The organism is Oceanobacillus sp. FSL W7-1309 (genome assembly GCF_038002145.1).
GTDB classification, from domain to species: domain Bacteria; phylum Bacillota; class Bacilli; order Bacillales; family Amphibacillaceae; genus Oceanobacillus; species Oceanobacillus profundus.
Genome location: NZ_JBBOBX010000002.1, coordinates 1240881 through 1267503, shown reverse-complemented (window position 1 = coordinate 1267503; position 26623 = coordinate 1240881). Strand labels below are relative to the sequence as shown.

Sequence of the window (26623 nt, the reverse complement as noted above, 5' to 3'; positions counted from 1 at the left end):
GTAACAGTGAAAAATGATGGTATTAAAAAGGGGAGACAGAATGAACGATTTTGTATCCGACGTCGTGAAGAATATGCCGGCATATTTGTTTTCAGAGCTTAATAGGAAGAAAAAAGCCTTGCAAGAAAAAGGGGTCGATGTGATTGATTTAGGAATTGGTGCACCAGATTTACCAACACCAGAGTTTATTTATGATGTTTTAGTAAAAGAAGCAAAGCACCCTGCGAACCACCGTTATTCTCCATACAGCGGGAATCAGGAATTTAAAGAAGCGGTTGCTTCCTTTTATAAAAAACATTATGGTGTCGAGCTGGATTCGAATACCGAGGTGTTAACACTCGTTGGTACAAAGGAAGGAATTGTGAATCTTATTCAGGCAGTAATCAATCCGGGTGATACAGTGCTTATCCCTGATCCGGGGTATCCCGTTTATCGAATGGGCGTTCATCTAGCTGGTGGAGATGCAGTATCTTTACCACTTGATAAGCAAAACAGCTATGTTCCACAATATGATGCACTAACCAAGAGCGAGCGAGAAGCTGCAAAGCTACTTTTTTTAAATTATCCAAGTAACCCGACAGCAGCTACGGTTGAATTATCGACCTTTACCGAGGCGGTTGATTTTGCTGCTAAAAATAATATCCTACTTGCTCATGATGCTGCCTATGATCTTATAACATTTGATACGTATAAATCACCTAGTGTGCTTCAGGTTCCGAATGCGAAAGATATTGCGATCGAATTTGGTACATTATCCAAAAGCTATAACATGACTGGATGGAGAATCGGCTATGTTGTTGGCAATAAAGAAATTATTCAAGCGCTTGCAACATTAAAGAGCAATATTGACACAAGTCAATTTCTTCCTATCCAGTTAGCTGCAGCTGCTGCATTGCAAAGTGATCATCGAACGGTTAGAGAAAACAGTGCAATTTTTAAAAAGAGAATGGAAAAACTCTACAACGCTCTGGCTGAAATGGGGATGACAGCATATAAGCCAAAAGGCACGATTTTTCTTTGGGTAGACGTTCCGGATGGATTTACATCAGCTGGATTTGCCGATAAGCTATTAGACGAATTAGGTATCATTGTAACTCCGGGAACTGCGTTTGGTCCTGGTGGGGAAGGGCATTTTCGAATATCTTTGTCCGTATCAGAAGAGCGTTTAGATGAAGTAATCAAGCGAATGAAAAACTTAGCTGGATGAGGAGTGAACCCATCTTGATTAGGAAAGAAGAAAACATGACGGCTGCTAGGGCGATTGTTGAATGTATGAAACGAGAAGGAATACAAAAGGTTTTCTGTGTGCCTGGTGAGAGCTACTTGCCAGTGCTGGATGCCCTCTACGATGAACAATCCATTCAGCTTATTTCTGCTAGGCATGAGGGGGGTGCCGCTTTTATGGCAGAAGGATATGCGAAAGCAACATTAAAGCCAGGCGTTGTTTTAGCAACAAGAGCTGTAGGTGGAAGTAATCTGGCGATAGGTGTGCATACAGCTTATCAGGATTCAACTCCAATGGTTGTTTTCCTTGGTCAGGTCAGCAGTAAGTTCAGAGGAAGAGAGGGCTTCCAAGAAGTTGATTTAGATCGCTATTTTCAACCAATTACGAAATGGGCTGTTGAAATTACAGATCCGGAACGGACACCGGAAATCGTTAGCCGGGCCTTTCGAATCGCACAAACTGGAAGACCAGGACCCGTTGTTGTTTCTTTACCAGAAGACATTCTTCCCGTAAAAGCGCTCATGAAATTTGGTCCGAAGCTAGCGCCGCCTAGACCTGCACCATCTAATCAGGAATTGAGCCAGGTGAAGGCACATCTCTTAGAGGCAAAAAAACCAATCATCATTGCGGGGGGTGGTATAAAGAGCGCACGGGCAGAAAGGTTATTAATTGATTTTGCGGAAAAAAACAAACTACCTGTACTTGCAGCATTTCGAAGGCATGATGTCTTTCCAAATCAGAACAAATATTATGCTGGTCATCTTGGACTAGGTGCGCCAAAAGAAGTACTTGAAACCGTTCGTGAAGCAGATGTTATTCTCGCACTAGGAACAAGGTTATCAGAAGTGACCACACAGGATTACACGATTATAAGCTCCAGCCAAAAATTAATCCATATTGATATTGACTATGACACGATTGGCAAGGTGTATGCACCAGAAGTTGGGATTGTAGCTGATGCGAAGGAGACCTTACGCTTACTAAATGAACTATCGATGCCTATAAATTGGGAGGATTGGACATTAGCAAGACGGCAAGCTTATGAAAAAGCAACTGATTTAAAAGCTCGTCGGAATGACGTGATTAATCGAAAAGTAATCGAAATCCTGAAGGACAAACTACCGAATGATGCCTTATTAACGAATGACGCAGGTAATTTCGCAGGCTGGCTGCACCAATTTTATACATTTGAGGAAAAGCATACATACATTGGACCAACATCGGGTGCAATGGGATATGGCATGCCAGCAGCACTGGGGGCAAAGCTTGCTTTTCCGACGAAACAGGTGGTCTCCTTATCAGGTGATGGTGGATTTATGATGACAGTGCAAGAACTCGAGACAGCGGTTCGCTATCAGATTCCGATTATTTGCCTTGTGTTTAATAACAATATGTATGGAACAATCCGGATGCACCAGGAAATGCATTACCCAGAAAAAGTAATTGGTACAGATTTAGGACAGGTTTCTTTTAAAGATCTAGCCATCAGTATGGGAGCAGACGGATATGTAGTTAATTCTCCAGAGGAATTTGCATCTGCTTTTGACAAGGCGTTAACGAAAGGGCGAGTAGCTGTGATTGAAATTATGACCGAAATGGAACAAATCTCTGTTTCACAGACAATTACGGGATTACGTGGAAAATGAATAGTTAGGGAGGAGTGTCAAAATGGCAATACAATTAGAAACAAGAAAACTAGCAAACTTCATTAATGGTGAATGGGTAGAAGTAAGTGAGTCTACTGGTGTTACTAACCCAGCGACAGGTGAGGAAATTGTTCAAGTACCACTCTCTAATACTAGCGATGTAGAGAAAGCAGTGCAGGCAGCTAAGGAAGCGCAAAAGGAATGGGCGCTAGTTCCAGCACCACAACGGGCTGAAGTACTATATCGTGTTGGTTATCTCTTGAAAGAACGGAAAGAAAGGCTTTCGCAGCTTTTAACTCAGGAGAATGGGAAGGTCATTGAAGAAGCTCGTGGAGAAGTGCAAGAAGGAATCGATATGGCCTTTTATATTGCTGGGGAAGGGCGCCGGCTTTTTGGCCAAACGACACCAGCAGAATTAAAGAATAAATTCGCGATGAGTCAGCGAGCACCAGTTGGTGTTGTTGGAATTATTACCCCATGGAATTTTCCAATTGCGATTGCTACGTGGAAATCGTTTCCGGCAATCATCGCTGGAAATGCAGTAGTATGGAAGCCTGCAACGGAAACTCCAATTATGGCGTATGAATTAGCCAAAATCTTTGAAGAAGCTGGTCTGCCAAAAGGTGTAATAAATGTTGTATTTGGCTCTGGATCTACAGTTGGTGATGCATTCGTTCATCATACAGACATTCGGGTTATTTCGTTTACAGGGTCAAATGATACGGGGCGAAATATTGCTGCAGCATGCGGAAAGCAATTGAAGAAGGTTTCATTAGAAATGGGCGGTAAAAACGCTGTGATTGTTATGGATGATGCAGATCTTGAACTTGCCGTAGAAGCGATTTTATGGAGCGCATTTGGCACAAGCGGTCAACGCTGTACAGCATGCAGCCGAGTAATTGTGCATGAAGCTGTCAAAGAAACATTGGAAGAACGATTACTAGCAGCGATGGAAAACTTAACGATTGGTAATGGTTTAAATGAGTCCATTAAGGTTGGTCCAATTATTAACAAAGCCGGAATAGATAAGATAAAAAGCTATATTGAAACTGGAAAAAATGAAGGTGCTAAACTGCTTGCTGGCGGCTATGAATTAACGGAAGGAGAATACCGCCAAGGAAACTATTTTGCTCCAACATTGTTCACCGATGCAACAGCAGATATGCGGATTGCACAAGAGGAGATCTTTGGTCCTGTTGTATCCTTGATACCTGTAAAAAGCTTTGAAGAGGCAATTGAAGTAAATAATGGAGTCGAGTATGGTCTATCCAGTTCAATTTTCACAAATGATGTCAATCGTGTATTTAAAGCACAGCGGGATCTGGATACAGGAATTGTCTATGTGAATGCAGGTACAACTGGGGCAGAAATTCACTTGCCGTTTGGGGGAACAAAGGGAACGGGGAATGGTCATCGTGATTCTGGCGTCCAGGCTCTCGATGTATTTACAGAATGGAAGGCAGTGTATGTTGATTATAGTGGAACACTTCAGCGTGCGCAGATTGATGTATGAGGAAGTAACGATACATGTGGCAAATTGCATTATGTGAATAAACATGAATGGATTGGGAGCTTGACCAGCATCAGGCTCCTGATTGTTTTTAATCCACATCATTTTAACAAGTAGATATAATGTCTTATCTCTTCTAGAAATAATATAGGAGAGGAAATTAGGGTTGCTTTCAAATGTTTAAAAAGACCTAATGGAGGCAGGAGGACGAATGTGTATGTTATTTCTAAATGAAAAGGATATACAAAAAGCAGTTACAATGAATGATGTAATTGACGCGGTTGATTCAGCTTATCAATTATATGAAGAAAATCAATTTCAAATGCCGCATAGAATGCATGTTTCAGAAAAGGAAAACACATTATTGTTAATGCCCTGCATAACTACAGGAGCAATAGGAACGAAACTCGTGACACTTTTTCCAAATAATAAGCATGTACCAATGCTTCAAGGGATTGTCATACTAAATAGTAGTGAAACAGGGGAGGTAAAAGGTATTCTAGAAGGATCTTTTTTAACTGGTTTACGGACAGGCGCTGTTGGTGGCTCGGCAGTGCGCCATTTAGCAAAAAAGAATGCTGCAAGACTTGCGATTATTGGAACAGGAGTACAAGGTCTTTACCAGGCTGTGGCTGCCTGCTCCCAAAGGTCGATTACGGATATTTACCTTTATAATCGGAGTGCAGAGAAGCTTTCCAATTTTATCACACAGCTAGAGGGCTGGATTGGTACATCGATTCAGTTGCATCCTATGGTTACTGCAGAAGAAGCGATAAAGAACGCTGATATTATTATTACTTCCACAAGCTCAAGTGAACCCGTTCTTCCAAATAAAAAGCATCTTCTTCGAAATAAGCTTATCATTGGGGTCGGCTCCTATCAACCATCCATGCAAGAATTTCCGGAAGCGCTCTATGAACTTACAGACACCATTTTAGTAGATACGGAACATGCAATAGCTGAATCGGGTGACCTGATTTATCCTCTAGCTCAAGGCTTGATAGAACCTGACGCTGTACAAAAAATCTCTACTTATATTCGAAGTGAACCAAAACCAACTCTTGGAAATACAATTGTATTTAAGTCAACTGGAATGGCATTATTTGATGTAGTCGTTGCGAATACAATCTATCAAAAGGCTATGGATAAAGGAGTTGGTACGGCGCTTACTTTGTAAAGAAAATATAGTCTTCTGCAATAAGTATTACCTTCTCTTCTCTCGCGAAAAGGAACAAATTTTAAATGTAATCTGTTGTTATTCATGTATGAATTAGTATCCGTTTTCATAAATTGAACTAATAGAAAATTCATTTATTCCGAGTTTACGGGCAGTAAAACTCACACATCAAGAATGTGAGGTAATCAAAACAATGTAAATGGGGGATTAACCGCCCGTAAAATTCCGATTCTGTTCAAGGGCCTTTAGGCATACCCTTGTGGTGCTAACATTCTGTGGAGATGAAAAAAACCACTGAATGTAGCTTCACTTTATTGAAAGCTGATGGAGGGAGTTGATGATTCAAACATGATCATTTGCAGGTGTGAAGAAGTATTGTTACGTGACATTATCACTTCCATTCAAAATGGAGCAGAAACATTAAAAGCAATCAAAATGGAAACACGAGCTGGAATGGGAATCTGTCAAGGGCGGACGTGTCGTGTGTTGTTGGAGCAGGCTATGACCTTTTATACAAATATAGATATCCAAGAATTCAATAATGTATCATATAAGAACCCAGTACGTCCAATAAGTTTAGCTGATCTATCTCAAAGTAGAAAGGATCCTTCGTAATGAGAATAGAAAAACATCCCATCCTTGGTTATATTGACAAAAAAGAAGTACGAATCACGTACAATGGTGTGGATTACCCAGCATTTGAAGGAGAAACAATCGCAGCAGCATTACTTGCTAATCATATACGGATTTTACGGTATTCAGAAAAGGGAAAAAAACCACGGGGAATCTATTGCGGGATTGGTCACTGTTATGAATGTCGTGTAACAGTTGATGGTGAAAGAAGTGTAAGAGCATGTGTAACAGGTGTAAAAGATCAGATGAAGATCATTTCTCAAGGGATAGATGCTGATGAAATATGATTTAGTAGTTATCGGTGCTGGTCCTGCAGGAATGGGGGCAGCTATTATTGCAGCATCTCACGGTGCACGAGTAGCATTAGTCGATGAAAATCCAGTTCCCGGTGGAAAATTAAGAGGCCAGATCTATAAAGAACCTAAATCGGGATGGTGGATTGGCGAGAAAATTGCACGAAACATGGAAAATAAAATAAAACAATTAGGTGTTCCATGTTTCCTCGAGTGTGAGGTTTGGGGAATTTATCCAAAATGGAAAGTGATGTTGAATAATGGAGAACAATTAGAATCAGATTTTGTTTTAATTGCAACAGGTGCTGCTGAAAAAGCAATCCCAATTCCAGGCTGGACAAAACCAGGAGTTATGGCGATTGGAGCAGCACAAGTATTGGCAAATATTCAGCGTGTAAAACCAGGAAACCGAGTTGCCATCATCGGACTTGATGTACTTTCTTTAACAATTGCCTATGACCTTAAAATGGCTGGAGTTGATGTTGTTGGCATCTATCTTCCGCCATTAAATGCATTTTCATCGGATAAATCGAATCCATTAAAGATGATTGCCTATCTTTCTAGTTTATCGCATTTAGCTCCAAATCCAATGCTTAAATTACTTGGAAAGATAGGACAGAAAGAATCTGTGCAAAAACTTGGGGTAAACTACTATCCGCCATTTGGCATGAGAGTATGGGGGATTCCGTTACATTTAAGAAAGGCAGTAGTTGAAATTATTGGCAATGACATAGTGGAAGAAATTGAGATAGCAACAGTGGATCGAAATGGACAGCTTGGAAGAAAACAAGAAAAACGAATCTCTGTTGATTGTGTTTGTATATCTGGAGGGCTCCTTCCATTAGTGGAGCTTGCGAGTGCAGCTGGTTGTGAGTGTGTTCATATCGAGGAATTGGGTGGTCTTATACCTTTGTATAATGACCAATTGGAAACAACACAATCAGGTGTTTTTGTGGCAGGAAACAGCACTGGTATTGAGGGGGCAAAGGTTGCCATGGCACAAGGGGAACTAGTAGGTACCGTCATTAGTGATCAAATAGGATTAGTAAAGGACGGACCGGAATTAATAAAAAAGGCAAAAGAAAAAGTTAGCCTAGAGCGAAAGAACGCTGTTATTAAATTTCACCCAGGGCTTGAAAACGGCAGGGAAAAGCTAGAGCGTTTATCCCGGATCAGTGAGGTAAATCATTACTGAATGAAGTTTCACTTTATAGAATGAAAAAGCTGTTTGAGGAGTTGAGATTCATGGAAACAGCTGATGTTGTAATTGTTGGAGGCGGGGTAATCGGTACATCGATTGCTTACAGGCTTGCTGGAAATCGCAAGGTAGTGTTAATCGAAAAAGGAGAAATTGGTGCCGAGACTTCTGGTTCCTGTGACAAAGCAATTTTTTTACAATCCAAAAAGCCTGGATTTCCTATTAAACTAGCTCAGGAGAGCCGAATGGTATATGAGAATCTGGAAGAAGAATTAGGAATGAATATTGAATTTCAAAAAAATGGCGGCATGATTGTTATTGAGAATGAAAGCCACCTTGATTTTATGAGGAAATTTGTAAAGCAACAAAATAAGGCAGGTATAAATGTGAAATTAGTAGATCAAAAAGAAGCATTGGCGTTTCAGCCATGTTTATCCCCGGGAATTGTTGGTGCGACCTATAGTACGGTAGATGCAGAAGTCAATCCGCTGCTATTATCACGAGCCTTTGCTGAAGCTGCAAAACGAAAGGGCTTAATCATTCGCAGGCATACCGAAGTAACCGGGATTGTAACAAAGGATAGTCGAGTAATTGGAGTACAAACCAATGATGGAAGAATCGAAACGGAACTTGTTATCAATGCTGCTGGTCCTTTTGCTCCTAAAATAGCGGAAATGGTCGGGATTGGACTGCCGATTATACCGCGCCGCGGAGTGATTCTAATTTCAGAAAAAGTAAAACCAATTGTTCATGGGAATATTTTATGTTCACAGTACATTGCTGCGAAGCATCTATCCAATAACACAGACGTCCCATCTTATGGAATTGGACTTTCACTTGGACAAACGGAAAGTGGAAATTTATTAATAGGTGGAAGCAGGGAGTTTAAAGGATATGATAAAGCGGTTGAACCGAAAATATTATCAGCTGTTGCAATGCATGCTCGCCGAATAGCACCATCCTTAGAACCTGTCCGTATTATTCGTGCAATGGTAGGGTTTCGTCCATTTACTAGTGACGGGCTTCCTATTATTAGTGAAGTGCCGCATTTAAAAGGGTTTATTATTGCGGCAGGCCATGAAGGAGATGGAATTGCACTTGCTCCAATTACCGGTTTATTAGTTGCCAGCTTGGTAAATAAAGATTTGAAGTACAAGGATTTTTTGGATCAATTACAACTCGATCGTTTTAATGCGTCCCATGCTTCACCTAAACAGGGGTGATAAAGATGTTGGAAATAATAATACCTTTAGTGTTGCTTTTTACCATTGTTTTTGTTAAACAAATACCAAAAGTAGGTGGTGATATAAGGGCAGCGCTTCTCGTTGCTGCACTCTCATCGGCATTTATTTCAGGCTTAAACTTTAATGAAATGATTGTTGCATTTATTGATGGAATTGATCGTTTATCTTGGGTTATTATGCTTTCTATATTTGGCAGTTTATATGCTGAATCACAGGTGAAATTAGGTGCAATGGATACAACATTGAATAGTTTACGAGCTGCATTCGGTAATTCTCCAAAAGGTTTGATTGCCGCCGTGTTTATAACTTTAATTTTGGCTGGGTCTTTTCTTGGAGATGCTATCGCTGCAGCTACGGTTATTGGATTTCTCGTAATCCACGCACTAACTGAATTGAAACTGAAGCCTGAGCAAATCGGAATGATTATCTTGATTGGCGCATCTATTGGTTCCATTATGCCACCTATTACACAAGGCGTTTTCTTGTCTGCATCCCTTATCGGTATCGATCCAGGACCAGTTGCCAAGCTTGCGTATATAACTGTGTCCATTGGTGGAATTCTAGCAATTTTAGAATCATTTCGTTTTGTCCGCGGAAAAAAAATGCCACCAGAATTAATTCCCAATCAATCTGTTTTCCAAATCCTGAAAGAAAACTGGAAGACGCTCATACCTCTCTTTGTTCTAATTGCCATTGTTATCGCAAACACATTATTTGACTATAATATTTTTACTGAAATCGCAATTTTTGTTTATATTCTCGAACCGCTTATCGGGATACCTATTTTACAGGGGTTAACCAATCAAATTGTAGCAGCAATTATTATCGCACTGCTTGTCGGTTTCTTATTCCCGTCTGTTAGAAAGCAAACAAAAGGTGTAATTAAAAACGGACTAGGAAAAGTGAACCAAACCGTCCAAATCCAACTTTCTGCCGGCGTTATGGTAGGAGTGTTCTATGCTTCAGGTTTGATTGAAAAGGTTGCACTTATGACAGAAGGGTTAGCTTCTTCGATGATAAAAGTGGGAGGAGCTATAGCTATGGTAGTTGTCGGGATGCTAACTGGTTCTCAAACTACTGCTCAATCTGTCGTTGTTACATTCTTGGGCCCGATACTAGAATTAATGCATGTTGAACCAACATTAATTGCATTGGGTGCTTCCCATATTGCAGCAGCTGGGCAAAACATGCCGCCAGTAGGATTAACCGCATTTGTTGTGTGTGGGTTAATTGGTGGGATATTAAATAAAAAGGTGGATCCGATTAAAGTGATGACATTAGCATTACCAAACTCCTTTTATTTTTTAATAATAGGTTTAATCTTGTGGTTTATCTAATGGGTGAGAAACCACTTATTGGCATACTGATGTTGAATACAAATTTTCACAGACTAAAGGGTGATATTGGTAATCCAGAGACATATTCTTTTCCAGTTGCATATCAAGTTGTTGATCATGCAACAACAGACCGTGTTGTTAAATTGGGTGATACGCGTTTAATTGAACCCTTTGTTACAGAAGCTAAGGAATTAGAAAATAAAGGGGTAAAAGCAATCACAACGAGCTGTGGTTTTCTTGCTTTATTTCAAAAGGAGATTCAACGTGAATTGCGCGTACCTTTTTATTCATCAAGCTTAATTCAAATTCCGATGGTACAGCAAATAACTGGCGGGATAGTAGGGGTTATTACGGCTCGCAGGACAAGTCTGACGCAAACGCATTTACAAGGTGTTGAAGCTCATCACACACCAATTGCAATTGCTGGTATGGACGATATGCCAGCATTCACAAATGCCATTGTGAAGGAAACAATTGATCTAGATAGAAAAGCAATAGCATGCGAAATGCAGCAGGTAGCGTCAAGTCTGCTAGCTGAAAACCCGATGGTTAAAGCAATTATTTTAGAGTGTACGAATATGCCACCATACAAAAGTGCGTTGAGAGAGGTTACGAGTTTGCCAATTTTTGATATAAATACGTTGACGGAATATGTAGCGTACGGGTTATCGAATTTCAAAGTTTAATATAGTTAAGAAGTTTTGTCATGATCGATTTCGTTATAATGGTAATCAATCTAAAATTCGAAGTTGACCATTAGTGTAGTTTTTGTTAAATTAAAAATAATAAGATAATAAAATAAATAACTGCTTCACCTAAATGACGTTGTTGACGAAGCGACGCACTACCTAGGTGAAAACCAGTTATATCGACAGTCTAAACTTATAAATCTGTCCATATTTCTGGTTTTTTCGTTTTTATACAAGACAAAATGAAGAAGTCTCCAAAATGGGCACAAATCAGGGAGGAATCATAATGAAAAATTTAATCGAATTGGACAAGAAGCATTTCATTCACCCAACTTCATCTATCCAGCAGCAACAGGAAAAGGGAGCTAAATTGATTGTAGAAAAGGGAGAGGGGATCTATTTAACTGACATAAATGGAAGCGTATTCATAGATGCGATGTCATCATTATGGAATGTAAATATTGGTCATGGCAGAAATGAACTTGCGGAAGCTGCTGCAGACCAGATGAAAAAACTGGCATATAGCTCTGCCTTTTCAACATTTAGCCATGAACCAGCTATTAAACTAGCAGCAAAGATTGCTTCACTTGCTCCAGAAGATTTAAATGCTGTTTTCTTTACGTCAGGAGGTTCGGAGTCCAATGATTCTGCTGTTAAATTAGTGCGCCACTACTGGAAAATACAAGGACATCCGCAACGCAGGAAAATTGTAGCATTAAAGCGAGGTTATCACGGAGTTGCTGCGGCTTCAACAAGTGTCACAGGAATTCCTGAGTTTTGGGATATGGCTGGCCATTTAATGAATGACTTTCTCCATGCAGACACCCCTTACTGGGAGGGAACAGAGAAGGCTATTGCATCGCTTCGTTCTGTGATTGAAGAAGAAGGAGCTGAGAATATTGCTGCTTTTTTTGCCGAACCAGTACAAGGTGCGGGTGGTGTATTAATTCCCCCATCCAATTATTTTAAAGAAGTCCGTAATTTATGTAATGAATATGGGATTTTGTTTGTTGCAGATGAAGTGATTACTGGATTTGGACGAACTGGAAAATTCTTTGGTATTGAAAATTGGGGAGTAACACCAGACTTAATTACGTTTGCTAAAGGAGTTACAAGTGGCTATATCCCAATGGGTGGGGTAATTGTGTCCGATTCTATCCACAACGTATTGAAGGATAAATCAAAAGGGACATTATTCCATGGTTTTACCTATAGCGGACACCCGACAGCAGCAGCTGTAGCATTGAGAAATATTGATATTATCGAAAAAGAAGGGCTGGTAGCTAATGCTAAAGCAATGGGGGCATACTTACTCGAAGGATTTAAAAAAATAAAAGAACAATTAAAAATTGTTGGTGATGTAAGAGCAATTGGCTTATTAGGAGCAGTCGAGCTAGTTCAAGATCCGGCTAACAATAAGCGCTTTTCTGCAAAATTGCAAGTGGCTTCGAAAGTCGTAGAAGCTTTACATGAAAGAGGTGTAATTTGCCGGGCTGTTACGTATGAAAACACGGATATTATCTGTTTTTCACCACCCTTAATTATGGATCAATTACAAATTGATAGCATGGTAGAAAAATTATATGATGCTATTTTATCTGTTCAAAAACAACTTATTCCTCATATGGTGAATGAATAATAGCAAATAGCTCATGCATTAAGATTTAACATAAAATGAAATTTTATTTAGCAGGAAATCCTTTCCTTACCTGCAAATCCTGGCACCAAAAGGGAAAACCGCAGAACTTTTAGCAGAATCAGAGATTTACGGGCTATAATGCCCCCACCTTCATGTCTTTTTTATACCTGATGCAGGGGGCATTACAGCTGGTTAATGCGTGTTGAAATCACGAAGTAAATGGGGGATGCATGTTGGAAAATGAACAGAAGCTGTTAAAGATACTAGGGAATCGAGATGTACTTACACTTGCATTTGGAGCTATGATTGGCTGGGGATGGGTTGTAACTGCTGGCTTATGGATAACAGGTGCAGGTTCGTTAGGGGCAATTCTTGCTTTTGCAATCGGTGGATTGATGGTAATATTTGTAGGGCTCACCTATGCAGAGCTAGCTTCAGCACTACCTTTAGCTGGAGGTGAACATGTATACAGTTTTAAAGCAATGGGGAGGATGGCATCATTTATTACAACATGGGCAATTATTCTTGGATATGTTTCTGTTGTAGCATTTGAAGCAGTTGCCCTTCCTACTGTTTTTGAATATTTAATTCCAAATTACAGTCAGGGCTATTTGTACACAATTGCAGAGTGGGATGTCACACTTACATGGGCAGGTGTTGGGATTCTAGGGTCTATTTTAATTGCCTGGGTAAATTATCGAGGAATAAAGTTCTCGACCTCGATTATGTTCATTCTAACATTGTTAATTATTATTGCAGGTATCTTGCTGATTACAGGCAGTACGATTGGCGGAAGTACGCAAAATATGGAGCCTTTGTTTGACAATGGGATGGCAGGGCTATTAACAGTACTCATTATGACGCCATTTATGTTTGTTGGATTTGATGTTATTCCGCAATCAGCTGAAGAAATTAATTTACCACAAAAGCGAATTGGACAATTACTAATATTCTCGGTGGTGCTTGCGATTGTCTGGTATGTTTCCGTTATATTTGGTGTGTCACGTATTTTAACGCCTGCAGAGTTAAATGAATCGACCCTGGTCACTGCCGATGCAATGGGTAAGGCATTTGGAGGCAGTCAAATGATGTCTAATATTCTTGTTCTCGGTGGTATTGGCGGGATTTTGACAAGCTGGATTGGTTTTTATGTAGGAGGAAGTCGCGCTATCTATGCACTTGCTAATGCCGGCATGCTTCCAAAAAGTTTAGGTGAACTTCATCCTAGGTATAAAACACCGCATAAAGCTATTTTGTTAATTGCATTTCTGTCAACTGCTGCACCATTATTAGGCAGGCCTGCATTAGTATGGTTTGTGGATGCAGGAGGACTTGGACTGGTCGTAGCATGGCTTATGGTAGCCATATCCTTCATTATTTTACGTAAAAAAGATCCAGAAATGAAACGGCCATTTAAACTACCTGGTGGCACAACACTAGGCTGGGTTGCAGCTGTGATGGCAGGCGGAATCGCCACCCTTTATATGCCAGGTATGCCATCAGCACTTGGTGGTCCTGAGTGGATTATTATCGGTGTATGGTCTGTTTTAGGAATCATCTTGTATAATGTGTCAATGGCCAAGTATGGAAAGGAATTTGCTGATGAGCATATGAAAAACGAAATTGACCGTATCGCTTAGAATTAAAAAACAACAAAGGGAACAGTTGTAATTTAGCTGTTCCTTTTCATTAGGATGTTTAAAGAGATAGGATAAAATATAAAAATGGAATCGTAATTACACACAACAAGCTTGAAACAATAACCCCAATCGATGCAAAAAGCGTGTCGCCATTGTATTCCTGAGCATAAATTGAAATAGTAGGCGCAGAAGGCATCCCAGCGACGAGAACGGCAATGGTTAGTAATGGTAATGGTACAGAAAGAAAAGCAAAAGGGAGTAGAAGGAGTGGGACGATAAGCAGCTTCGCTAGAGCTGCTTTCCAAATGTATTTATTTTTAAGTAGTAACGGAAAATCGTTGTATTTCACATCTGCGATTAAACTGCCAATTAAAATCATGGAAAGCGGCACAGTCATTTTTCCGAGACTTTCCAATGTGTTTGCGATCCCACTTGGCATACTGATGGGAAGAAACAAGATAATTAATCCGACGAATGTAGAAAAAGTTCCAGGATTCAAGAATACTTTGCTCCAATTGATCGTTGCTTTCGAACGTGAAAATAAATAGATTCCATATGTCCAGATAAGAATGAATAAAACAATATTATACATCGTCAAATAAACGATTCCCTGCTCCCCGAAAATAGCAAAAATAACTGCGAAACCAATATATCCTTGATTGCCGAAAATGATCAGTCCCTCATAAACGCTTTTCTGATTTTCGTTCAGCTGGGAGCGATTCCGCATCCAAATAGCAAGAAAAATGGATAAAAGAAGGGCATAGGAGGACATCGCAATAAGCCAAAGGAAATCTTTCATTAAATGATAGGAAAACGGCATATTTAAAGAGTATAAGATGAGTGCTGGTAAGGTGATATATAAAATAAGCTGTGTCAGTACATGATTGGTATTTTCATTAAAAATCCCAAATTTCCTGACTAAAAATCCAAGCAGTGCAATGCTGTACAACTGTATCATCTCTTGCAGGAAATTCAACGTTGAATCCAATATGATCCCCCCTCGAAGTACTATATGTGCAAATGACCTGATTGGTCTCTGCTGTTTGGAGGACTCTCTTAAATAATATGTTTATATAATCCCTTATTTAAAGGTAGGGGGAAGATAATGATTTTTTCCTTTATGTAGAGACTGAGACAAAAGTGTCTTTATCACATAAACTCCGAACATGATTGACGAAAATAACCCGCTCCGGAAATATAATTCGCGCATCCTGCGGCGGCTGGTGAGCCTCCCACAGGAGTCTACGTATATTTCCTACGCTAAGTTTATACATCGTTCCTTTTTTTGTATAACACTTTCGTTATGTCCCAGCTCCACTTTTTAGTTTGGATGGTAGGCAAATTCATGAACTTAACACAGACTGCTTTTGATAATGAACAAATATTGACGTATAGGATACAAAACCTTGCTGAATCAAATGTTCTCACATGTAGTATTCGATCTACCAGCTTTTTTGTTGCTTTCGAATATAAATAATCTGACCAATATGATATGCATTATGCGTCGTTGCATTACCAACAAGCTCCCACCATTTAGCCGGTTCATAGGCCCAGCGAACAGATTCATCTAACTTTTCCTCTGTTAATAGCTTTTGCCATTGTAAGAGCACGTCTAATAATGTGTTCTTTAAGTCGTTAAACGTTTGTCCCTCTGGAAGGGTGAAGCTTTGATCGTTATTTTCCAATGCAGGTACAGCATGCACATCCGATTGGGTAAACCTGGTTTGCCATGTTTTATTCCAGTAAATAAGGTGCTGCACAATTTCTGCAATGCTATTACTAGCTTCATTAGGCTTCCAAAAGGCATCTTCTTCAGACAAGTTCTTAACGGAACTTGTAAATGGAAGGTACCAACTAGGATCATTTGCATTTGCCAACAATTGATTAAGTAAAAGCTCTTTCGTGTGTGCCATTTATTATTCACTCCTGAAATTAGAATTTGGTATCGACTATTTCATTAAGTTATTGATTCGTAATTGGTACTTCGGTAGTTGAAAACAATATACTTGATCTTAGCTTCGCCACTGCCTTTTTAAGAACTTCCTCTGGTTGGACAAGCCCAATCCGTACATACCCTTCACCACCTTCTCCAAATGCATTACCTGGTACAACAACAATCCCAGTCTCATCCATTAAACGATAGACAAATTCGGTTGAAGTAAACGGTTTCGGAACTTTTGCCCAGATAAACATAGAAGCACTAGGTGTATCAACTTTCCAGCCGAGCGCATTTAAACCACTTACTAGAATATCTCTGCGTCTTTTATAAATCGCTCTTAATTCTTCACTAAAGCTAACAGAATTCTCTAATGCTCGAATTGCTGCTTTTTGAATCGGAAAAAACACACCATAGTCAAGGTTCGATTTAAGTCGATTTAACCCAGCTACAACTGTTGGATTGCCAACAATATAGCCGATTCTGCAGCCTGCTAAGTTAAAACTTTTCGAGAATGAATTAAACTCGACACCAACTTCCTTTGCTCCTTTTATGGATAGGAAGCTAACTGGTTTATCCTCATAGTAAATCTCTGAATATGCAAAGTCATGAACAACAACAATCTGATGTTTCTTTGCAAAAGCTACCACTTGTTCGAAGAATTTCTTTGTTGCCAAAGCAGGAACAGGGTTACCTGGGAAGTTTAAAATCATGAGCTTAGCTTTTTCCCGAATTTCTCCTGGGATAGCTTCTAAATCTGGTAAAAAGTTATTATCCTCTTTAAGCGGCATGCCATAAACAGCCGCACCAGCCAATGCAACACCTGTATCATAAGCTGTATATCCAGGATCAGGTAATAAAATAATGTCACCAGGGTTTGTGAGCGCCATTGGTAAGTGAACGAGGCCATCTTGTGATCCCATGACCATTAATGTTTCATTGACTGGATCTACGGTAACGCTATATTGATTATGGTAGTATGTTGCGATAGTCCGGTGAAGCTCATCAATCCCAGTTAATGTATAGCCGTAGTTGCCAGGGTGGGTAACATGCTTCGCAAGCTCATCAATGACATACTTTGCTGGGGGAAGGTCAGGGCTGCCTACGCTTAAATCAATCATTTCGTTTCCTTCTTGATTTTTTTTCTTTTTGTAATTGGAAAGCTCATTAAAAATAGAAGTTTGAAAATGATGCATTTTATCCGATAGTGTTATGTTCATTTAAACCACCTCTTTGAAATAGAACTTAAAACTCAGTATATTATAACATTTATTAAGGGAATGGAATTGATTTTTTCAGGATTATGAATCGACATATCGATGATTGATCAAAAGCTATTAAAAAATAACTGTTCAGGTGATTCCGATTTATTTAAGCAGAGTTGCGGAAGGTACTGTTCAGACTGGTTTCTAAAGCAAAAGCAACAAGAGAAGCAAATGGAAAAAATACTAGAGAAAACAAGCCTTTCCAAGGTGCAGTTTGCAGTTAGCTGGAAAGTCAATTTACGACATATTGAGAACATCAGTAATTCATAACCTTACGCCTATAACTTTTCCACTATCACCTTAGACCTAAAAAACTTTACGGAATTTTCATACATTATTTAATTCCGGTTAATATGCGAAATCTATACTTAATATGAACGTAAACTTAGTCATGGAGGGAAGAGAATGAGGAGAATTTTTGCACTAATATCGGCTTTGATGCTTTTATTTACGACATTCTTCCATGGAGCAGCGCCTATTTATGCTGCCTCAGCTATTAATGAAGCGGATGCAAAAGCTGCCGAGAAGGAAGTCGAAGGAGAGGAAATACAAGAGGTTTTACCAATTCAACATGAACAGCCAAAGGAGCTGATACAAGGAGAGGAATTCCAAGTAATAGCAACGATTCAAGATGCTGAGAAAGTGTCGTTGTATTATAAGCAAGACACTGAAGCGACAGCAATCCCAATGGAGCGTTCAGAGAATACGGATTTATATATTGCAGTGATTCCAGGGGATGCTATATCAAGCTCAAAATTGGAATATTGGTTTGAAGTAAGGAATGAGAACGAGAGTGTTACATCTTTACCTTATATTACGGAGGTAAAAGAAAAGCAACCAGAAAATCAAGAACAAGAAGAGGCACAGGATGACCAAGATTCTGCTACTGCGGCAACTGAAGAAGTATTGGCAATTGAGTATGAAGCTATAACGAATATCAATGATGGAGCGAATATTACATTTGAGGCGAATATTAAAAATGCAGAAGATGTAATCTTACAATTCCAATCGGGTGTAAAGATGGCTAAGCAGGAATTACCATTTACAAAGGTTGAAGGTACAGAAAATTATACAGTAGAAGTTTCAGAAATACATTTATGGTCCGATAACTTTAAGTACAACATAATCGCACGTGATGCAGATGGAGAGGAAATAACTTATCCTGAAGAAGGCTACATAGAAGCAACTGTACAATCAGAAGAACCGAATACACAAAAACTTCCAACTCTGCTTATTACAGAAATTGCACCTCAGCCAGATGGCTATGGATTTATTGAAATCTACAATAATAGTAATCAGCCGATGAACCTGAAGGATTATCAACTTTCGTACCATGACGGAAATAACGCAACAGACCTAGTATGGGATCTAACAGAGAAAGAGGAAAAAGTTATTCAGCCAGAGGAAACATACATCCTTTGGTTGCAAGATAGAGCACTAACAACAGATGACTTTAATAGGAATTATGATGTTACATTAACAGAAGATCGTGTAACAACAATTGAAAGCAGCGGATTGGAAAACCATCAAGATCAAACCATAATTATCCGTGATAACATGGGTGAGGAAATTATACGTGCTGCTTATAGTGAACTGGAAGAGAAGAATCAAGGAATTGTTTATCAATATCCGTCTGAAGGTAATGAGATGCAATTCGTTGGGCTTGGGGAAACTGCTACTCCATTAAATCTTATCAACGGACAAGTTCCAAGTGAGCCAGTAGAAACGGAAACGATGGATGTTAAGGCAGACACAGTAAAAGATGTTGAAGCTCCTATCATTGGAGAGCCTACCGTATCCCTAACGGATGATACTGTAACAGTAGAAATTGAAGTGACCTCAGAGCAAGAACTAGATGAAGTACAACTACATTTTAGCCAAAGCAGTGCCATTAAGGAACAATCCTTGCCAATGCAGGAAGAAGATTCTGTTTATAAGCTTACCTTACCACGCAATCAAATTTGGAGTGAGCAGGTTCAGTATTACTTTACTGCTTCAAATGACGCTGGTACTGCTACGTCAGAAACTTATGAAGCAGTTATTCCCCAGCCGGAAGCCGATTCACAAGCTATGCCGAAGCTATTAATTACGGAATTAACACCAGACACAGCAAACAAGAATGGTGCCGATGCGTATGAGTTTATTGAGATTTATAACAATACGGATCAGCCAATTAATATGAAGGATTACCAGATCATTTACCGATATCCGACTGAAACCGCCGATCAGATTTGGGATATTACCGATGATAAGGTAATCGACTCTCAGGAAAGCTTTATTGTTTGGATTCATAATGAAGGGAACCAACAGGCGACACTTGATGATTTTAATGAACAATATGGACTTGAGTTAACCGAGGATCGAGTGGCGATCATTCAAAGTGCTGGGATGGCAAATGGAAGTGAGCGCACACTAATTCTTGCAGATGAGTTTGGGAATGAGATTGTACAAGCTTCCTATAATGATGGTACGGATGATGTTTTTACCGATCAAGGGGTTATGTATAAATATCCATCAGAAGGAAATACGATGCAAAAGCTCGGAATTGCAGAAAGTATTTCCCCACTTACAGTTTACCAAGAGCAAGTACCTAAAGAGCCTGTTGCGATTGAAATGAATGCAGAGGTTCCAGTAATTGGTGAACCTGAATTTGAAGTGACAGATGAAGAAATAACGATCCAGGTTGAAGTTATTTCTGAACAAGCTATACAAGGCGTTAATCTTTATGTAAGCCAAAGTGAAGCGATGGGATTTGATTCCATCACGATGGAAGAGACAGAGGGAGCTGCGCTCTATACGGCAAGTATTCCTCGTGCAGAAATATGGAGCGACAAGCTTAACTATTATATTGTCGCATCGAACCAAGCTGGCAGGGCAACGTCAGAAATAGGTGAATTCGATATTCCTCAAGCAGCTATAGACTATCAAGAAGTCCCACCTCTATTTATTACGGAGGTTGTACCAGATTCAACAAATGCAAATGGTGCGGACGCCTATGAATTTATTGAAGTATATAACAATACAACAGAAGCAATTGACTATAAAGATTATACCATTCGCTATCGTTACCCGAATACTGGACCAGAGGGGGACTTACTTTGGGGCCCACCTGCAGACCATGAGGAAATTATTATTCCGTCTGGTGAAACGGTTGTTTTCTGGATTATCAATTCTGGAAACACTGATTTAATGGGTTCGGATTTTAATGCCCATTATGGAACAAACCTGACAGAAGGTAAGAACTTAATTAAGATTTATAACAATGGAATGTCAAATAGTGCAGAGCGTACATTTGTGATGGCAACGAAAAGCGGGTATGAACTATCCAATGTAAGCTACTTAGATGAAGCAGGTGTTGACGATACAGTTGCTGATAAAGGGATCCTATTCCGTTATCCTAGTGACGGAAGCCAAACGTTGAAAAAAATCAGTGCCGGTGTTTTGGATGCAACACCTGGGGAAGTCATTCCAGAACAAGTGCCGGGAGAAAAGGTACAATTACCTGATGACACCGCGGAACCAAACATAGAAGATACAACTGGAAAATATACCATCACATCGGAGGAACCTGTTCAAATTACAGCAACCATTACAGATGATATCGAAGTGAAATCTGTTAGTCTTTTTTACCGTACGATGGATGGAGAGAACTATAGACAAGTAAACTTGGAACGACAAGCAGAAGATACATTTCAACATACCATCTATGAACCCGAACTAATCGGACAACAAGAGCTGGAATATTACTTTGTTGCACGTGATGGACGTAATGAAAGTTCAACAGAAATAAAATCCGTAACGATTGAACATCCAAATGCAGAAACGGGACTTCGCTTAAATGTGGAAGAGGATGAATTAATTGCAGGTGAAAAAGTCATCAAGGCGACTGAAGATGCTTATACGAATGATATGCTATTGTTCCTTGATGACGAGCAAGTGACCGATACGTTTATGGCGATGGAAAATGAAGCGTATTTCGCATTTGATGTTAGTGAAACGAATATTTATTTCCAAAATGGTGTGACGATGGGGGATGAAATCCTAGAAATTTTCGATGATACGTATACAGACTTTGTTACATTAACAGTCCCTATTCCTGCTGACATGCTGAAGCCTGGAGAAAATACGATTACCATTCGTGCCGGAAATAAAGTAAGCCCGTTTGATGAAACATCAACTGAAAACCGTGATGATTTTACGATTAAAAATGTTCGCTTAGTATTAGAAGATGGAACAGTTATCTATGATCCAAACTATAATAACCCGGATACAAATTATTCTATCGGTGACAGTCCTGGAAAGGATCCAGTTTACGACTTTGATTTTACGATTGAAGAAGAAAAATTTGCATCGCTTGCTTATTTATACGATACAACAACAGTCTCAGATGGGACGCATGAAATAAAAGCAACATTAGCTGATGACGAGACAATTGCAAATGTGATTGTTGATAATTCAGCACCGATTATTAAACCAAGCATTAAAGAAGGACAGGAGTATAAAGGTAACTTTACTATTGATGCAGAAATTGAAGACGCGAGTGATGTTGCAGAAGTTACGGCGACATTAGATGGGAAAACAATCACACTTCCATATGAGACATCATCTGCTCAGCTTGCATCAGGTGAACATGAAATCATCTATACTGCAACAGATGCAGCAGGAAATACCGGAACAGAGACAATTACATTCCTTGTCGTGGAGGAACATCCATGGCTTCCAGATTGGATGAATAACCAGCCGGATGCAACGCGTGCTGATCTATCGGTGAAAATAAATGATCCAACTGGAGACAAGATGAAAGTCGACTTTTATCAGTCGTATCAGTATAAAGCTGATGATTCAAAGCACCTCACGATTTCACAAAATAGTGTTGGTACGGAACCTCCTGGAGAATTTTTACCAGAAGGAGAAACCGAATTTACAGAAGATGAGTTGGCACAATTATCCGATGTGGATGGAAAAGAAGTGTCAACTGAATCAACTACGGAATTTCCGTACCATCGCTTCGATGTTACCGTTAATAAAAATGTTCAGCCTGATGATGAAATCGAAATTGTATGGAATGGCTCCTCGTTGGATGGCCGAAAGGTAACAATGTATGCTTGGAATTATAAAACAACCGAGTGGGATGAGCTTACATCGATTATTGCAGGTGAAGCGGCGTTTGAGCTAGTCGGTTCTGTTACTGGAGATGCATATTTACAGGACAGTAAAGTAAGTGTTATTGTTCAAGACCAAATAGCGAATCCAGGGGAGGATTTTACATTTGTATGGATGTCCGATACACAATACTACTCTGAGAGCTATCCGAATATTTATAACGAACAAGTGGATTGGATTGCAGCCAATCAGGAAGCGTTAAATCTTGAGTACGTCATCCATACTGGAGATATCGTTAATATTTGGGATGATTTTGACCAATGGGAAGTTGCAGACAAGGCAATGAAAGTACTTGATGATGCTGGTATTCCATATGGAGTTCTTGCTGGAAATCATGATGTTGATCAAAAGGATAATAATTATACGAATTACTATACGTACTTTGGTGATCAACGGTTTGAGGATCGTTCCTATTTTGCTGGTTCCTATAAAAATAACCGCGGACACTATGACCTTATTTCAGTCAATGGAAATGATTTTATCATTGTTTACATGGGATGGGGTGTCGATCAGGATGGAATTGACTGGATCAATGATGTTCTGGAAGAGCATCCAAACCATAAAGCGATTTTAGGATTCCATGAATACTTGCTTGCCAGCGGGACAAGAAGTCCAATAGGGGATGAGCTTTTTGAAAAAGTTGTTGTTCCAAATGAAAATGTCCATGCAGTCCTATCGGGACATTACCATAATAGCCAAAAATTAATAGACGAAATTGATGATAATGGCGATGGTGCTGCTGATCGCACTGTATACCAATTGCTTGCAGATTACCAGGGTGGACCAGAAGGCGGTCAAGGCTATATGCGACTGTTAACCTTTAATATGGAAACAAACCAAATGGAAGTACGTACCTATTCTCCGTATATGGATGAATACAATTACTATGATCCAGAAGAGTTCCCGGAGAAGGATGAATTCAATTTGGACTGGGATCTAGAACCGCAGCTGAAAGAAGTTGCAACTGATTACGTAGAGGTAAATGTGTACACTAATAATCTGATTGATTCGGTGAAAAATGTAGAGAGCGGAGATACAGCAACAGTTGTTTGGGAAAATCTAGATCCTAATAGCGAATATTTCTGGTATGTTATTGCATCTGATGATTTCGGCGGTATAGTTCGTTCAGACATTTGGAGTTTCCAAACAGTGGACGGAGAAGTGGTTGACCCATCTGAACCAGAAGTGCCGGAGGTTCCTGATCCGGAAGAAGAACCGAATAAGCCTGAAAAGCCAGGTGAAACACCTGATGATGGAAACGACAAGGATCCTGGTGAAGTTCCAAACGAGCAACTACCAAACAACAAGAAGCAAACCGTAACACCTGAAGTACAAAGTAACAAAGCCAAGCTTGATAGTGACGCATTTTATGAGGTAGCAAGTGACGGCAATATCATTGTTGATTTAAATGAATATGCAGACCAAACTATCGTGGAACTCGAATTAACGGAAGAACAAATTAAGCTTATAAAGGAAAAAAATATTATCCTATCGATTCAAAAAGGTGACATTACGCTGGATATCCCGGCATCTGCATTCAGCGGAGCAGGCGATGTCATCATTAAAATCGAACGATTGGAACAAATTGCGGATGCATTAAGTAATATATATGATATTACGATTACACAGGGCGGTGCACTGATCAGTGAATTTGCAGAACCACTAACATTAACGTTGGGTGTATTCACTGCAAAAGTTACAAAGCCTGAACATCTTCATTTATATTATTTCAATGAGGATTCGAATGAGTGGAAGCTAGTCAATGGAAGTGAATTTGCAGATGATAAAGTTACTGCACCAGTACACCATTTGAGTACATTTGCTGCATTCGAAAAAGTCGAAGAAGCAAATACAAATGGTGGTTCTGCTCCAGTATCTGGTGACGGATCTGGGGAAGAGAAAGCTCCTATTATTGAAAAAGTAAGCTCAAATGATGATTCAGCATCCGGCGGATTCCTGCCAGATACAGCTACTGATATGTTTAACTATTTATTAATCGGTATAGTGTTCATAATAAGTGGTGTGGGGATATGGTATGTTGGATATTATAGAAGACAGCGATCGGTGGATTAATGGATTTGATGAAAGAACTTCAGCTAAGGCTGGAGTTCTTTTTTTGCAGATAAGAAAGTGCAACTAAGGCATTCGCCTAGAGACTTGGCAAATACCAAGTTTTCTTTACAATTATAATCAAATAAGGCTTAGAGAAAATTATCTCTAAGCCTTACGTCCATATCAATATAAATATATTTAGAACACTTTCGTCGTCCAATCCTCACAATTCCATTTATCCGTTACAATACCCTCGTAAAAATCAGGTTCATGGGAAATGAGGAGGACGCTGCCTTTGTATTCGTCTAGTGCTCGTTTTAGTTCTGCTTTTGCATCCGGGTCTAGATGATTTGTAGGTTCATCTAATACGAGTAAGTTGGACTCGTTATTAATTAATTTACAAAGTCGGACCTTGGCCTTCTCTCCACCACTTAGTACTTGAACTTTACTCTCAATATGTTTTGTTGTTAGTCCACATTTTGCAAGAGCAGCACGTACTTCGTATTGCGTGAAATGAGGGAATTCATCCCAAACCTCATCCATGCAGGTTTTATCTTTTTCTGTTTTAATTTCTTGTTCAAAATATCCGATATGAAGGTGCTCACCTAACTGTACAGAGCCCGAAATGGCAGGGATTTCACCGAGAATGCTTCGTAGCAACGTAGTTTTACCAATACCATTGGCACCGTACAATGCAATCTTTTGTCCACGTTCCATTGATAAATTAAGAGGCCTGGACAAGGCTTCATCATAGCCGATAACGAGGTCCTTTGCTTCGAATAGGTACTTACCAGGTGTACGAGCTTGTTTGAAGTTGAATTCGGGCTTTGGTTTCTCACTATCCAACTCAATAACATCCATCTTATCCAATTTCTTCTGACGGGACATCGCCATTCGACTTGTTGCTGCGTTTGCTTTATTTCTCGCGACAAAGTCCTTTAAATTAGCAATTTCCTGTTGTTGTTTCTTGTATGCAGCAGCAAGTTGCTGTTTTTTCATCTCGTATACACGCAAGAATTCATCGTAGTCTCCAGGATAGCGTGTCAGCTGTTGATTTTCCATATGGTAAATGAGGTTCACAACACTATTTAGGAATGGGATATCATGTGATACAAGGATAAATGCATGCTCATAAGCTAACAGGTAGTTTTTTAGCCATTCGATATGCTCCACATCAAGATAGTTTGTCGGCTCATCGAGTAATAAAATATCTGGTTTTTCCAATAATAGCTTGGCAAGTAATACTTTCGTTCGTTGTCCACCACTTAAGTCATGGACATCACGATCTAGACCAAATTCGTCTAAGCCAAGCCCGTTAGCAACTTCCTCTGCTTTTGCATCGATAATATAGAAGTCACTGTTCGTGAGGGCGTCTTGTATTTGTCCAGTTTCTTCGAGCAGTTTTTCTAATTCGTCAGGTCCGACTTCACCCATTTTTGTGAATAGTTCATTCATCTCAGCCTCCATATCATATAAATATTGGAAGGCTGTTCTTAGCACGTCTAGGATAGTCATCCCTTGCTTGAGTAAAGCATGCTGATCCAAGTAACCTACACGGACATTTTTTGCCCATGTCACATTTCCAGCATCTGGCTCAAGTTTCTGTGTAATAATATTCATAAAAGTGGACTTGCCTTCTCCATTCGCTCCGATTAGTCCAATATGTTCTCCTTGTAATAAACGAAAAGAAACGTCATCGAAAATGGCGCGATCCCCAAATCCGTGACTTAAATTTTTAACGGTAAGTAAACTCATTATAAAACACCTTTTCCTTCTAAAATACATTCTGTTCTATTATATAGGTCATTACAGAAAACGGCTAGTCAAGATTTGATTCCAGCAGGTAGGTTTTACAAAACTCGAGGAGGCAGTGCCTGTCACTGTTATTTTATTTCGAGTATAGATGTAACATTTTTCAGTAAATTACGTCTGTAATGATAAGTAATTATTCTAAAAGAGATGGAAATGAAAGGTGG

Annotated in this window: 18 protein-coding genes; 14 read left to right on the top strand and 4 right to left on the bottom strand. The window is 39.6% G+C overall.

Annotated elements, in window-relative coordinates:
* Window positions 1–40 precede the first annotated feature (40 nt).
* The 12 genes from NST46_RS18860 (at window position 41) to NST46_RS18805 (ending at window position 14231) form a co-directional block, all read left to right on the top strand.
* Entirely contained in the window at window positions 41–1207 is a 1167-nt protein-coding gene (locus NST46_RS18860) for an aminotransferase class I/II-fold pyridoxal phosphate-dependent enzyme (RefSeq protein WP_095307555.1), read from the top strand.
* Complete coding sequence (locus NST46_RS18855; protein ID WP_341137584.1) at window positions 1204–2871, top strand: thiamine pyrophosphate-dependent enzyme; 1668 nt, start codon at window positions 1204–1206, stop codon at window positions 2869–2871. The genes NST46_RS18860 and NST46_RS18855 overlap by 4 nt, the downstream gene beginning before the upstream one ends.
* A gap of 22 nt (window positions 2872–2893) precedes the next feature.
* Window positions 2894–4384 (top strand): aldehyde dehydrogenase family protein, encoded by a 1491-nt coding sequence (locus NST46_RS18850; RefSeq protein WP_118890374.1) that lies wholly within the window; start codon window positions 2894–2896, stop codon window positions 4382–4384.
* A gap of 214 nt (window positions 4385–4598) precedes the next feature.
* Complete coding sequence (locus NST46_RS18845; RefSeq protein ID WP_341137583.1) at window positions 4599–5558, top strand: ornithine cyclodeaminase family protein; 960 nt, start codon at window positions 4599–4601, stop codon at window positions 5556–5558.
* A 324-nt stretch (window positions 5559–5882) separates the two neighbouring features.
* Complete coding sequence (locus NST46_RS18840) at window positions 5883–6173, top strand: (2Fe-2S)-binding protein (protein WP_251659947.1); 291 nt, start codon at window positions 5883–5885, stop codon at window positions 6171–6173.
* A complete protein-coding gene (locus NST46_RS18835; protein ID WP_095307546.1) occupies window positions 6173–6478 on the top strand; it encodes a (2Fe-2S)-binding protein in 306 nt (101 codons plus the stop codon). The genes NST46_RS18840 and NST46_RS18835 overlap by 1 nt, the downstream gene beginning before the upstream one ends.
* The gene (locus NST46_RS18830; protein ID WP_251659949.1) at window positions 6468–7679 is read left to right on the top strand and encodes an NAD(P)/FAD-dependent oxidoreductase; all 1212 of its coding nucleotides are present in this window, start codon (window positions 6468–6470) and stop codon (window positions 7677–7679) included. Before NST46_RS18835 ends, NST46_RS18830 begins: the two co-directional genes overlap by 11 nt.
* Window positions 7680–7729: 50 nt before the next feature.
* Complete coding sequence (locus NST46_RS18825) at window positions 7730–8905, top strand: NAD(P)/FAD-dependent oxidoreductase (RefSeq protein ID WP_341137582.1); 1176 nt, start codon at window positions 7730–7732, stop codon at window positions 8903–8905.
* Between the two features lie 5 nt (window positions 8906–8910).
* On the top strand, window positions 8911–10263 hold the full coding sequence (locus NST46_RS18820) for a hypothetical protein (protein WP_341137581.1): 1353 nt from the start codon (window positions 8911–8913) through the stop codon (window positions 10261–10263).
* Window positions 10263–10949 (top strand): aspartate/glutamate racemase family protein, encoded by a 687-nt coding sequence (locus tag NST46_RS18815; protein WP_285844892.1) that lies wholly within the window; start codon window positions 10263–10265, stop codon window positions 10947–10949. The genes NST46_RS18820 and NST46_RS18815 overlap by 1 nt, the downstream gene beginning before the upstream one ends.
* Window positions 10950–11238: 289 nt before the next feature.
* Entirely contained in the window at window positions 11239–12591 is a 1353-nt protein-coding gene (locus tag NST46_RS18810; protein ID WP_251659957.1) for an aminotransferase family protein, read from the top strand.
* A 230-nt stretch (window positions 12592–12821) separates the two neighbouring features.
* Window positions 12822–14231 (top strand): APC family permease, encoded by a 1410-nt coding sequence (locus NST46_RS18805; RefSeq protein WP_118890366.1) that lies wholly within the window; start codon window positions 12822–12824, stop codon window positions 14229–14231.
* Window positions 14232–14289: 58 nt separating this feature from the next.
* On the opposite strand, the gene NST46_RS18800 is transcribed toward NST46_RS18805, so the two are convergent.
* The 3 genes from NST46_RS18800 to NST46_RS18790 all read right to left on the bottom strand — a co-directional run bounded on the left by NST46_RS18800 (window position 14290) and on the right by NST46_RS18790 (window position 17387).
* Complete coding sequence (locus tag NST46_RS18800) at window positions 14290–15219, bottom strand: AEC family transporter (RefSeq protein ID WP_095307534.1); 930 nt, start codon at window positions 15217–15219, stop codon at window positions 14290–14292.
* A 454-nt stretch (window positions 15220–15673) separates the two neighbouring features.
* On the bottom strand, window positions 15674–16144 hold the full coding sequence (locus NST46_RS18795; protein WP_118890266.1) for a DinB family protein: 471 nt from the start codon (window positions 16142–16144) through the stop codon (window positions 15674–15676).
* Between the two features lie 49 nt (window positions 16145–16193).
* Window positions 16194–17387: an LL-diaminopimelate aminotransferase gene (locus tag NST46_RS18790; RefSeq protein ID WP_341137580.1), complete on the bottom strand. Its 1194-nt coding sequence runs from the start codon at window positions 17385–17387 to the stop codon at window positions 16194–16196.
* Between the two features lie 99 nt (window positions 17388–17486).
* Between NST46_RS18790 and NST46_RS18785 the strand changes: the two genes are divergently transcribed.
* Together NST46_RS18785 and NST46_RS18780 are read left to right on the top strand one after the other, a co-directional pair.
* On the top strand, window positions 17487–17702 hold the full coding sequence (locus NST46_RS18785) for a hypothetical protein (RefSeq protein WP_144029166.1): 216 nt from the start codon (window positions 17487–17489) through the stop codon (window positions 17700–17702).
* A gap of 135 nt (window positions 17703–17837) precedes the next feature.
* Window positions 17838–24668, top strand: a complete 6831-nt coding sequence (locus NST46_RS18780; protein ID WP_341137579.1) for a lamin tail domain-containing protein — start codon at window positions 17838–17840, stop codon at window positions 24666–24668.
* A gap of 177 nt (window positions 24669–24845) precedes the next feature.
* Here the strand turns inward: NST46_RS18780 and NST46_RS18775 are convergent, their stop codons facing one another.
* A complete protein-coding gene (locus NST46_RS18775) occupies window positions 24846–26402 on the bottom strand; it encodes an ABC-F family ATP-binding cassette domain-containing protein (RefSeq protein ID WP_251659961.1) in 1557 nt (518 codons plus the stop codon).
* Window positions 26403–26623: the final 221 nt, after the last annotated feature.